10 protein-coding genes, 1 tRNA gene and 1 pseudogene are annotated in these 12333 nt (G+C 53.2%); 6 read left to right on the top strand and 6 right to left on the bottom strand.

What is annotated here, in order from left to right; all coding sequences use genetic code 11:
- Positions 1-5: 5 nt before the first annotated feature.
- Together AC2CGP_RS07620 and AC2CGP_RS07625 are read right to left on the bottom strand one after the other, a co-directional pair.
- The gene (locus tag AC2CGP_RS07620; RefSeq protein WP_238984208.1) at positions 6-308 is read right to left on the bottom strand and encodes a putative quinol monooxygenase; all 303 of its coding nucleotides are present in this window, start codon (positions 306-308) and stop codon (positions 6-8) included.
- Complete coding sequence (locus AC2CGP_RS07625; RefSeq protein ID WP_411303090.1) at positions 309-1316, bottom strand: zinc-binding alcohol dehydrogenase family protein; 1008 nt, start codon at positions 1314-1316, stop codon at positions 309-311. It lies immediately after the preceding gene.
- Positions 1317-1526: 210 nt separating this feature from the next.
- Here AC2CGP_RS07625 and AC2CGP_RS07630 point away from each other — a divergent pair, with 210 nt between their 5' ends.
- From AC2CGP_RS07630 to AC2CGP_RS07640, 3 genes are all read left to right on the top strand, one after another.
- Positions 1527-1973, top strand: coding sequence for a helix-turn-helix domain-containing protein (locus AC2CGP_RS07630; RefSeq protein WP_015369110.1), 447 nt, complete (start codon positions 1527-1529; stop codon positions 1971-1973).
- Entirely contained in the window at positions 1973-2548 is a 576-nt protein-coding gene (locus tag AC2CGP_RS07635; RefSeq protein ID WP_032706547.1) for a PIN domain-containing protein, read from the top strand. Before AC2CGP_RS07630 ends, AC2CGP_RS07635 begins: the two co-directional genes overlap by 1 nt.
- A gap of 304 nt (positions 2549-2852) precedes the next feature.
- Positions 2853-4049, top strand: a complete 1197-nt coding sequence (locus tag AC2CGP_RS07640; protein ID WP_042893658.1) for a porin family protein — start codon at positions 2853-2855, stop codon at positions 4047-4049.
- Between the two features lie 284 nt (positions 4050-4333).
- Here the strand turns inward: AC2CGP_RS07640 and AC2CGP_RS07645 are convergent, their stop codons facing one another.
- The 4 genes and pseudogenes from AC2CGP_RS07645 to AC2CGP_RS07660 all read right to left on the bottom strand — a co-directional run bounded on the left by AC2CGP_RS07645 (position 4334) and on the right by AC2CGP_RS07660 (position 6469).
- Positions 4334-5371: a virulence RhuM family protein gene (locus AC2CGP_RS07645; protein ID WP_157195128.1), complete on the bottom strand. Its 1038-nt coding sequence runs from the start codon at positions 5369-5371 to the stop codon at positions 4334-4336.
- A gap of 223 nt (positions 5372-5594) precedes the next feature.
- Positions 5595-5883: pseudogene (locus AC2CGP_RS07650) on the bottom strand (SymE family type I addiction module toxin).
- A gap of 71 nt (positions 5884-5954) precedes the next feature.
- On the bottom strand, positions 5955-6257 hold the full coding sequence (locus tag AC2CGP_RS07655; protein ID WP_157195129.1) for a DUF6680 family protein: 303 nt from the start codon (positions 6255-6257) through the stop codon (positions 5955-5957).
- Positions 6258-6374: 117 nt separating this feature from the next.
- Positions 6375-6469 (bottom strand) — tRNA-Sec (locus AC2CGP_RS07660).
- Between the two features lie 291 nt (positions 6470-6760).
- Here AC2CGP_RS07660 and AC2CGP_RS07665 point away from each other — a divergent pair.
- The 3 genes from AC2CGP_RS07665 to AC2CGP_RS07675 all read left to right on the top strand — a co-directional run bounded on the left by AC2CGP_RS07665 (position 6761) and on the right by AC2CGP_RS07675 (position 12325).
- Positions 6761-8155 (top strand): glycoside-pentoside-hexuronide family transporter, encoded by a 1395-nt coding sequence (locus AC2CGP_RS07665; protein ID WP_015703825.1) that lies wholly within the window; start codon positions 6761-6763, stop codon positions 8153-8155.
- A gap of 12 nt (positions 8156-8167) precedes the next feature.
- Positions 8168-10486, top strand: a complete 2319-nt coding sequence (gene yicI / locus AC2CGP_RS07670; protein WP_370611425.1) for an alpha-xylosidase — start codon at positions 8168-8170, stop codon at positions 10484-10486.
- Positions 10487-10753: 267 nt separating this feature from the next.
- On the top strand, positions 10754-12325 hold the full coding sequence (locus AC2CGP_RS07675; RefSeq protein ID WP_032715329.1) for a BglG family transcription antiterminator: 1572 nt from the start codon (positions 10754-10756) through the stop codon (positions 12323-12325).
- Positions 12326-12333: the final 8 nt, after the last annotated feature.

Consider the following 12333-nt stretch of genomic DNA (forward strand, 5'->3'; position numbering starts at 1 on the left):
TGATATCAAGGCGCGATCGGCGTCAGATAATCCAGCCGCAGCGGCTCGGCGAGCAAGATCTCCATCTGGCCGATAAAGGCCTGGAAGTAGGGCTGGGCGATATGCTCATCCAGCGCCTGCTGGTCGCGCCAGGACTCACGCATGTAGAAGGTATCCGGCGCGTCGCGCAGCTGAAACAGCGCGTAGTCGAGATTACCCTGCTCCTCGCGGGTTGGCAGCAGCAGCGCCTGCAGCGCGTCGCGCAGGGCCTCGGTTTGCCCGGCTTTCGCCTTCAGAACCGCGATAAGCGCAATAGTGTCGTCGCGCATTTAGAAACCCTCCAGCACGATTTTGCCGACCGAGCGCCCGGTTTCCAACTTAGCGTGGGCTTTTTGCAGATTGGCGGCGTTGATAGTGCCGTAGTGTTCGCCAAGGGTAGTGCGCAGCGTGTTATCGTCAATCAACGCGGCGACGCGGGTCAGTAGCTGATGTTGGGCGATCATATCATCCGTCTCAAACATTGAGCGGGTGAACATAAATTCCCAGTGCAGCGAAATGCTTTTCGCTTTCAGCGGCACCACGTCCAGGCTCTCCGGGTCATCAATTAGCGCCAGCTTACCCTGCGGGGCGAGCGCGGCGATCAGTTCGTTAAAATGCTGATCGGTATTGGTCAGGCTGGCGACGTGGGTCACGGCATGAATGCCGATTTTCGCCAGTTCTTCACCGAGCGGCTTGCTGTGGTCAATGACGTGATGCGCCCCGGCCTCGCGTACCCACTTCTGGCTTTCCGGGCGCGATGCGGTACCAATCACCGTCATGTTGGTGAGTTTGCTGGCCAACTGGGTGAGGATAGAGCCAACGCCGCCCGCCGCGCCGACAATCAGCAGCGTATCGCCGGCGTTACCGCCTTCCTGCACGCCAAGGCGGTGGAACAGCAATTCCCAGGCGGTGATAGCGGTCAGAGGCAGCGCGGCGGCGGCGGCATTCTCCAGCGAGCGCGGCTTCAGCGCCACGATGCGTTCATCAACCAGCTGCAGTTCGCTGTTACTGCCGGGACGGCCCAGCGCGCCGGCGTACCACACTTCATCGCCCGGCATGAATAGCGCCACCGCATCGCCAACGGCTTTCACCACGCCAACCGCATCCCAGCCCAGCACCCGCGGGGTATCGGCATTAAACCCGGCGCGCACTTTGGTGTCGACCGGGTTCACCGAAATGGCTTTGACCTCGACCAGCAGATCGTGGCCCTGCGCCTGCGGATCCGGCAAATCGATATCGCGTAAAAAGGGAATGTTGTTGCCGTCGGCGGCGGCCTGGGTAATAGCAATGGCTTTCATAGGTTCTCCGGTCTACAAAAAGGATTCATGGTGTGAATGCATCGAGGATAGACCGCTCTACCATCGGGAAAAACGGCCCGGCGGCGATAACAGTTATATAAAAAAAGTGAAAATCGGCGAATGCGACATTGGCAAGTTTCGTTTATTTCGAATATTGTGGGTTTCGAATATTGCGATTATAATTTTTACATGGCCATTGGAGACAAGCGCATGACTAAACTGAACCTTCCGGACCCGCTGGAGAGTGAACTTGCCCAGCGCGGGCAGCGTGAGCTGGCGGCATACCTTTCTACTCATCTTGAAACGCAGCGTATTGCGATTGTGGGTGAAGATGACAAAACTCATACCATTGAGTTGCCAACCAGCGCTCTGACTATGCTGATGGAGATCCTTGGGGAATTGGCTTGTGGCAACGCGGTGCAGATTGTTCCTGTTCATGCTGAACTCACCACCCAGGAAGCAGCGAATATCCTCAATGTTTCTCGTCCGCATATGGTTAAACTGCTGGAAGCGAGGAAGCTTCCATTTCATAAAACTGGACGCCATCGCCGGGTTCTGTTTGCCGATCTGATGGAGTATAAAAAACGTAGGGAACAGGAAAGCCTGGACGCGATGCAAGCGCTGGCGGATCAGGCGCAGGACTTAGGGATGTATTAATGCGACATTCACCTTATCCGGTGATTTTAGATGCTTGTGTATTATATCCAGCACGGCTCAGGGATTTATTAATGCACTTAGGGATCGCTGGACTTTATCAACCAAAATGGAGCCGCTTCATTCACGATGAATGGTGCAGGAATCTTCTTATAAATCGGCCTGATATAGCACCTGAAGCGCTGCGTCGTACCGTTGATCTCATGAATGCAGCTTTACCGGATGCTAATGTAACGGGTTTTGCAGGATTAATTAACGGACTAGTTTTACCCGACCCTGACGATCGGCATGTCCTTGCTGCGGCAATCAGAGCGAAGGCTGAAATTATCGTTACGTTAAATCATAAAGACTTTCCAGCAGAATCATTGCTTCCATTTGAAATTGAAACACTTCATCCTGATGTATTCATATCGGACCTGTTTGACCTTAATCATGCTCTGGCGTTGGAGGCGGTGAGAAGGCAGCGGCAGTCTCTCAAGCATCCTCCAATGACCGTCGATGAGTTCCTGGAGATGCTGCTAAAGCAGGGCTTGCCGATGACGGTAAAAGAGTTAGCCAATTACCAGTACGCCATATAGCGATGGTCATCACCCGGAAGTATAATGGTTTCATATTTGAGACCCTTTTCCTTTCCATGTCGCAAATATTAATATCACTCCGGCAGAATAATAATATTGCGTTATGGCTCAAGGTTTATACCTTGACTCCCGACATCCTGCGTGCGATTTTTCTTCTATCAAATAATAAACAGAGTTTCATATTTGGAACAAAAATAAAACCATCGTGCTATTTAATTAAGAGTTTCACCACTGAGACAAAATAATAAGTCGATATTAATCGACGGTCTTTTATCGCTTATAAAAATAAAGTGAGGGATGTGCTATGCGTAAAATACTCCTTTCGCTGCTGCTGGCTGCCGTGACCAGCGGGCTGGCGCTGGCGGACGACGGCAAGCCGTTCCCGCATATCGGCTGGCGCAGCGCGGATAATCTCGCCGGGCTGGATTTCGGCGGCGCGCTGCGGGCAAATTATCGCTATGAAGACTGGAAAGGCAGTAATTATCGCAACCCGCCGCATCTGCGTTTTGATACCTTCCGTATCGACAGCAGCGGCTTCTATGATAATTATTTCTTTGATGCCGGGTTCTGGTTCCAGGATCACCGTAAATACGCCATCGACCGCGCTTACGTAGGGTATCGCTTCGACAATAATAATAATATCCAGCTGGGGATCCCCGGCAAACCATTTGGCCTTGAACCTTATCCGCAATTTGGCTGGTCCTATGGTATTCCGTTTTATTTAGGCTTTGGCGTGAGCGCCGGTAGCGGCGTGAACTATCAATATCATGATAATAACTGGTCGCTGGATGTGGCCTATTTCCCGTGGATGGAGCCGGAGAATTTGCGCTATGCGCCGGACGTTGGCGATTACGATCGGCTGAAAAACACTATCTATCCGACTCAGCATCAGCAGCATAATGAAAAGCGGGACCAGGTGAATGTGCGTATTGCGCGGGATTTTCACGGCGGCGGCTGGAATAACGAGCTGGGCGGCTCACTGGCGTTGGCGCGGTTGCACAACCGCGAGACCGACGACGACGGCACCTTCTGGGCGGCAGGCGTGCACGGCATGTTGCATAACGGGCCGTGGCAGCTGACCTCACAGCTGATTCGCTACCAATACGATCCGAAGAACCCGGCGGGCGTCAGCGACGATACGATTCTGATGGGCGGCAACGGCCTGACGCCGGCCTACCTGATCCCGGCGAAAGCGACGACCGCGTCGCTTAACGTCGCCCGCGATGTCGACGTGAAGTGGGGCGGCGTATCGAAGCTGCGTTTTTACAACGACTACAGCGTGCTGTGGAAAGATAAAAGCGGCTGGAGCGATTCGCAGATGAACACCCTTGGCGTACAGGTCTTTGCGCTGCCGGTAATGTTCTGGGTCGATCTCAGCTGGGCGAAGAATGTTAATCCGTGGGGCGGCGCGCTGAACGCCACCGGCTGGACCAGCACCCAGTCCGAGGGCAGCGGCAAATGGTACTTTCGCACTAACGTTAATATTGGCTATTACTTCTGAGGCGGGAATTTTCCCTGCTCGCGCTGCGCTCAGCAGGGCTACGGTTCTGCGCCGTCTGGTAGCCCGGGTAAGGCGCTAGCCGCCACCCGGGGGGTTGATCGCGCTATCAGACCGTAGGCCGGATAAGGCCCAGCCGCCATCCGGCGCAAAAGTGGCTCTTTACCCGCGGTTATTGCCCGGCGGCGCTACGCTTGCGCGGGCCTACAGATCACATGCCGGGCGTAGTCCGGATGAGGCGTTAGCTGCCACCCGAGGGGCTAGCTCGCGCTATCAGGCATCCTGAGCTACTTTTTAGGCTCTATTTTCCACTGTAGCAAACCGGCGATATCCTTTTCACCTTCGGCTTCCTTTAAGCGCCGCTGTTGCTCAGCAAACTGACTATATTCCGCCTGCGCTTTTTCATCGGCCATTTTCTTACTGACTTTACCTGCGCCTTGCAAAACCTCACGGTCGTTAAATTGCAGGAACTGATCCAGCTTATCCTGCCAGTCGCGTAAAAAGACCTGCTGACGACGACGGGCCTGATCCTCGGCAAAATCCAGCCACATGTTAACTACGCGGTTAAGCTCATTGACTTCATCCTGAGTGAGATAATTTTTTGCCACCGTCACATCACCCTTATGCACCTCTTCACCTTTATAGTTGGTCAGCCCCATATACAGCTGACTGGCGTCAGCACGTTGATGAATGAGTTCAGCGGCGGTATGCCCGGTACAGGCAAAATGTAACTTGTTCTGGATTGTTTGAAAAAACTGCGTGGTTTCTTTTAGCGATGGTTGATAGTCAGCCGCTAATTCAAAAATCTCTCGCACCCGCAAATAAACGCGGCGTTCGCTGGCGCGAATATCGCGGATACGCTCCAGCATCTCATCGAAATAGTCGGGTACTGCCGATGAACCCACAGGCGGATTCTTCAGCCGCTCATCGTCCATCACAAAACCTTTGATCAGGTATTCCTGGAGCGTCTGGGTTGCCCACTGGCGGAACTGCGTGCCGCGAGAGGAGCGAACGCGATAGCCAACAGCGAGTATGGCTTCAAGGTTGTAATGGCCTATCTCTCTGGAAACCTGGCGTTTTCCTTCCTGGCGAACTATCCGGAATTTCCGGATAGTTGAATTTTGAGCAAGTTCACCTTCAGAGAAGATATTGATTAAATGCTCATTAATAGTCCGAACGTCTTTATCGTACAGTTCAGCCATTGTCGCCTGGGATAACCAGATTGTGTCTGACTCAAAGCGGCATTCAACGCGCACTTTCCCATCACCGCTGGCAAACATAATGAACTCACCTGCTGGGGACGACGTTATATTTTCCTTTGCCATTTGGTCTCCGGGTCAACCTGTTCACAACGGTAGAGTATGTCAGAAGCGGGGCATAAATTTCATTAGACGAACGATTAATCTGGCGTGTTTGCGGGTGTTAAGGCAGCCGTAATCCGAGGAATTTCCCTGCTCGCGCTGCGCTCAGCAGGGCTACGGTTCTGCGCCGTCTGGTAACCCGGGTAAGGCGTTAGCCGCCACCCGGGAATTTTTCTTGCTCGCGCTATCAGGTATGTTGCAGCGTGCCGTTGACGCTTTTCAGCGATTGTTGAATATGCCGTAATTCGGCTGTTAGCTTCTCTTCTTTATCGCTGAGCGGCAGCAATACAATGCAGCCATTCATCACCTTAACCGTGACCGGCTTCCCGGTATCGAATCCCGCTTCGCGTAGCCACTTGCCGGAAAGGGTAAGACTTGGTGTACTGGTATCCCGGCCATTGGGCCGATAGCCAACCAGCAGCTGACGTTCGGTTCCGCTAACGATGATATCTGGGGGTAGAATGCAAATCAGCCATAATCAACTCCTTGATAGTTGGTGAGGTTAGCTTTCATCAGGTATTGCGAGTACCTGATGGGGTCGATTAATTTAACTCTCCACTCGGCTGGGAACACCAACAATCTCCATTTTTATAACCCCTTCATCAGTGAATATTGATGTCAGACCTTTCCTTACCCGACCATAAAAAGCAATATCGATCATATTAAGTGCTCTGACATGTTCATTTGATAGCCTTGCGTTCTGCGAGCTGGTGGCCATCAATTGTTTAAAAATATCTATTTTGAGTGTCTTTCTATCAGTATATCTTTTAATAAATTTCTGAACTTGAACGGCAACAACAGGGCTGATTAAAGTCACTATTACCGTTGTGATCGATAGCATTAAACTCATTTTAGAATCCATATTTTTATAAGATATAAAGTTAGAATAAAAAAAAGAATTCAATAGGATAGGCTAACTGTAAGATATTGAATACATGCCGAATGGCCGATAGAGGGTGAGAAACTTTGGCGGAAGATCACAGGAGTTGAACCTGCCCGGGACCGCTGGCGGCCCCAACTGGATTTGAAGTCCAGCCACCTCACCGGAGATGACGATCTTCCGCGCCTCGATTGCTACATGGAGGCGGGCGCATTATAGCTACTTTCAGGCATTTACCACATACCTAAACGCACTTTTTTACTGTTAAAACTGGACTTTGCAGAACAGTCTGAGACAAATCCGTTCAAAATCCATGGGTTACACTTTTTCACACTCTTTCGGGCTACCGCGATCACAGAAAACAAGAAACGTAATTTGATAACGAGATATCGCAATTCATCTTACTGCGCCAAAGGTTTAAAAAAACCGTAACCGGTACCAATCCGCGGTGCCGCTAAGGGAATAGTGCGCAAATGAAAGATCATATTCTGTCCGTCAAAGAGAAAATTGGCTACGGTATGGGTGACGCCGCCAGCCACATCATTTTTGATAACGTCATGTTATACATGATGTTTTTCTACACCGATATTTTCGGTATCCCCGCCGGCTTTGTCGGCACCATGTTCCTGCTGGCGCGGGCGCTGGATGCGATTTCCGACCCGTGCATGGGCCTGCTTGCCGACCGTACCCGCAGCCGTTGGGGTAAGTTCCGCCCGTGGATCCTCTTCGGCGCTATCCCGTTCGGCCTCGTCTGCGTGCTGGCTTACAGCTCGCCGGATTTAAGCCACAACGGCAAGCTGATCTACGCCGCCATGACCTACACGCTGCTGACCCTGCTCTACACCGTAGTGAATATCCCCTACTGCGCGCTCGGCGGCGTGATCACCGACAACCCGACGCAGCGCATCTCGCTGCAGTCCTGGCGCTTCGTGCTGGCGACGGCGGGGGGCATGCTCTCCACCGTGCTGATGATGCCGCTGGTCAACTTTATCGGCGGCGAAAATAAAGCGCTGGGCTTCCAGGGCGGCATTGCGGTGCTCTCGGTGGTCGCCTTCCTGATGCTGGCCTTCTGTTTTTTCACCACCAAAGAGCGTGTCGAAGCGCCGCCGAGCAGTACCTCGATGCGTGAAGACCTGCGCGATATCTGGCGTAATGACCAGTGGCGGGTGGTCGGCGTGCTCACCATCCTCAATATCCTCGCGGTCTGCGTTCGCGGTGGCGCGATGATGTACTACACCACCTGGATCATGGGCTCGGCGGCGTTGTTCACCGTCTTCCTCACCACCTACTGCGTCGGCAACCTGATTGGCTCGGCGCTGGCGAAGCCGCTGACCGACTGGAAATGTAAAGTCAGCGTCTTCTGGTGGACCAACGCCCTCCTGGCGGTGCTCAGCGTGGCGATGTTCTTCGTACCGATGGACGCCGAAATCACCATGTTCGTCTTTATCTTCATCATTGGCGTACTGCACCAGCTGGTGACGCCAATCCAGTGGGTGATGATGTCCGACACTGTCGACTACGGCGAATGGTGCAACGGCAAACGCCTGACCGGCATCAGCTTCGCCGGCACCCTGTTTGTGCTTAAGTTGGGGCTGGCGCTGGGCGGCGCGCTGATCGGCTGGATGCTGGCCGGCGGCGGCTATGACGCCGCCGCTAAAACCCAGAACAGCGCCACCCTCACCATCATTATCGCCTTGTTCACCCTCGTTCCGGCGGTGTGCTACCTGCTGAGCGCGGTAATCGCCAAACGCTACTACACGCTAAAAACGCCGTTCCTGAAAAAAATGATGGCCGAGCTGGCCGAGGGCGCGCGTCGCAACGAACAAGAGTTCACGGCAGCCCCGATCGAAAAAGAATGGCAAAACTAAGAGGACGTTTTAATGAAAATCAGTGATGGAAACTGGCTCATTCAACCAGGGCTCAACCTGATCCAACCCGTACAGGTTTACGAGGTGGAGCAGCAGGGGAATGAAATGGTGGTCTATGCCGCACCGCGCGATGTCCGCGAACGCGCCTGGCAGCTGGATACGCCATTGTTCACCCTGCGCTTTTTCTCGCCTCAGGAAGGGATAATCGGCGTGCGCATGGAGCACTTCCATGGCGCGCTGGATAACGGCCCGCACTATCCGCTGAACGTGCAGAAAGACGTCCATGTCGAAATAGAAAATACGGCCGAGTTCGCCGAGCTGAAAAGCGGCAGCCTCAGCGTGCGGGTGACTAAAGGTGAATTCTGGGCGCTGGATTTTCTGCGCGACGGCGTGCGTATCACCGGTAGCCAACTGAAAAACAACGGCTACGTGCAGGATAGTAAGACCCAGCGCAACTACATGTTTGAGCGCCTCGACCTCGGCGTCGGCGAAACCGTCTACGGCCTCGGCGAGCGCTTTACCGCGCTGGTGCGCAACGGCCAGACGGTAGAAACCTGGAACGAAGACGGCGGCACCAGCACTGAGCAATCCTACAAAAACATTCCGTTCTACCTGACCAACCGCGGCTACGGCGTGCTGGTGAATCACCCGCAGCGCGTCTCCTTCGAGGTGGGCTCGGAGAAAGTCTCTAAAGTCCAGTTCAGCGTTGAAGGCGAATATCTCGAGTACTTCGTGATCGACGGCCCGACGCCGAAAGCGGTGCTTAACCGCTATACGCAGTTCACCGGCCGCCCGGCGCTGCCGCCGGCATGGTCGTTCGGTCTGTGGCTGACGACCTCGTTCACTACCAACTATGACGAAGCGACGGTAAATAGCTTTATCGACGGCATGGCCGAGCGCCATCTGCCGCTGCACGTCTTCCACTTCGACTGCTTCTGGATGAAGGCCTTCCAGTGGTGCGATTTTGAATGGGATCCGCTAACTTTCCCGGACCCGGAAGGGATGATCAAGCGCCTGAAGGCGAAAGGGCTGAAGGTCTGCGTGTGGATCAACCCGTACATCGGCCAGCGCTCGCCGGTGTTCAAGGAGCTGAAAGAGAAGGGCTATCTGCTTAAGCGCCCGGACGGTTCGCTGTGGCAGTGGGATAAGTGGCAGCCGGGGCTGGCGATTTATGACTTCACCAACCCGGAAGCCTGCCAGTGGTACGCCGACAAGTTAAAAGGTCTGGTAGCGATGGGGGTCGATTGCTTCAAGACCGACTTCGGCGAGCGTATCCCGACCGACGTGCAGTGGTTTGACGGTTCCGATCCGCAGAAAATGCACAACCACTACGCATTCATCTATAACGAGCTGGTGTGGAAGGTGCTGAAAGAGACCGTCGGCGAGCAGGAGGCGGTGCTGTTCGCCCGTTCCGCCTCGGTGGGCGCGCAGCAGTTCCCGGTGCACTGGGGCGGCGACTGCTACGCCAACTACGAATCGATGGCGGAAAGCCTGCGCGGCGGGCTGTCGATCGGCATGTCCGGCTTCGGTTTCTGGAGCCACGATATCGGCGGTTTCGAAAACACCGCGCCGGCCCACGTTTATAAGCGCTGGTGCGCCTTTGGCCTGCTCTCCAGCCACAGCCGCCTGCACGGCAGCAAATCCTATCGTGTGCCGTGGGCCTACGACGAAGAGTCCTGTGACGTAGTGCGCCACTTCACGCAGCTGAAATGCCGCATGATGCCGTATCTCTATCGCCAGGCGGCGCTGGCCAACGAGTTCGGCACTCCGATGTTGCGTGCGATGATGCTCGAATTCCCGGACGATCCGGCCTGCGACTATCTCGACCGTCAGTATATGCTCGGCGATTCTGTCCTGGTGGCGCCGGTGTTCTCCGAAGCGGGCGAGGTGCAGTTTTATCTGCCGGAGGGGCGCTGGACGCACCTGTGGCATAACGATGAATTGCCGGGTAGCCGCTGGCATAAGCAGCGTCACGATGCGCTGAGCCTGCCGGTCTACGTTCGTGACAACACCCTGCTGGCGCTGGGCAACAACGATCAGAAACCCGATTATGCCTGGCATGAAGGCACCGCCTTCCAGCTGTTCCAGCTCGACGATGGCCGCGAAGCTCTGTGCCAGGTTCCGGCTGCCGATGGTTCCGTGATTTTCACCCTGAAGGCGAAGCGCCAGGGCAACACCATCACCGTGAGCGGCGAAGGCGAAGCCCGCGGCTGGACGCTGTGTCTGCGCAATATCCCGCAGATAGCGGGCGTGGAGGGTGGGACTCAGGCGGGCAGCGAACTGGGCGTGGTGGTGAGCGCCCAGGGTAATGCGCTGACGATTACGCTGTAAATAACAACTCCCGCAGCATATCGCGGGAGTTATTCTTTCTGCGAATTTGAGATCGTTATCACGTATATTAATGACTGAAATGTGATCTGACGTATAAATATCGGTCCTTTCTCTGTCTTGTCTTATTTCTGTCCGGATATCCGGACACGATTTAGTATTGTTGTTTACTCCCCGCCTCCCTATATTTATCCTCAATGATTTTCATAGAGATCGCGTCGTATAGCGATATCTTATTGGCATTAATCTGCTATGCAATAAGGGTAAATAATGCAAATGGTTACCTCGCGACAGAACAGATTATTAAAATTTCTCTTGCCTAAACGAGAATACGTTACGTTGTTAAAAATGGCTGAATACTTAAATGTTTCAGAAAAAACAGTTCAGCGTGACTTACGTTTTCTTGAACAATGGCTTTCTGACTGGAAAATCAGTATTGATAAACGTGCCGGCGCGGGCGTCATGCTATTGGCTGATAACGTCGCCGATCTGTTGCAATTAGACCAGTTACTCAGTAGCGAAAGCGATGATACAGATGCCATGATGAATAATTCCCGGCGTGTGAAAATTGCTTCTCAGTTATTAAGTGAAACGCCGCGCGAAACATCGATCAGTAAATTGTCTGAACGTTACTTTATTAGCAGCGCCTCAATTGTGAATGATTTAAAAGTGATCGAATCATGGATTAGGCCACTGGGTCTGATGCTCATTCGTAGCCAGAGCGGCACTCATATTGAGGGGAGTGAATCCCATGTTCGCCAGGCTATGGCCTTATTAATTAATGGTGTTATTAACCATAATGAACCAGGAAATATTATTCACTCCCGTCTGGATAGCGGTAGCTATAAAGCCCTGGTGCATTATTTCGGTGAAGAAGATGTCATCTTTGTGCAGTCGCTTCTTCAGGATATGGAACGAAAATTAAGTTGGTCGCTGGGCGAGCCGTATTACGTCAATATCTTCACCCATATTCTGATTATGATGTATCGCATCACCCGCGGCAATGCACTACCGCGCCGGGAGCAGGGACATCCATTATTTGATGAGTCCATCTTTCGTATCGCGCAGAATATGCTGCAAAAAATTGAGGCCCGCATTGCCCACCCTTTACCAGAGGACGAAAGCTGGTTTATTTATCAATACATTATTTCGTCCGGCATGCTGGTGGAAGAGCGTGATGATGTCAGCATGCTGCGCAATATACGCTCCAGCGATGAGGCCCGGCAAATCACCTCCCGGCTGATCGCCCTGTTTTCCTCGGTGGTTGATATCGATCTGACGCATGACACCGCGTTATATGAAGGGTTGCTCATTCATATCAAGCCGCTGCTCAACCGGCTGAATTATCGTATCTATATCCGTAATCCGCTGCTGGAAGATATCAAGGGCGAATTAACAGAGGTGTGGCCATTAACTCTGCGGGTGGTGAATCAGGTATTTGCCGCCTGGGGCGAGAACGCGGTTTCGGAAGATGAAGTGGGTTATTTAACCGTGCATTTCCAGGCCGCGATGGAGAGGCAGGTGGCCAGAAAGCGGGTACTGCTGGTGTGTTCGACCGGGATTGGTACCTCGCATCTGTTGAAAAGCCGGGTCCTCAGGGCCTTTCCTGACTGGACCATCGTCGGCGTACTGCCTGCGGGTAGTCTACATACGCTACAGCGACAGGATGATATTGAACTGGTCATTTCAACCATTCATCTGCCGGAGATTGCGTTACCGGTAGTCTATGTCACGGCTTTTTTTAACGATGCCGATATTAAGCGGGTAACAGAAAAAGTTATCACCGAGAAATTACACCATGCTGCAACGTCAACTGCCAGCAATGAAATTTTATATCCATGAGGTAAATA

This window comes from Klebsiella sp. SYXHC3, assembly GCF_057196925.1.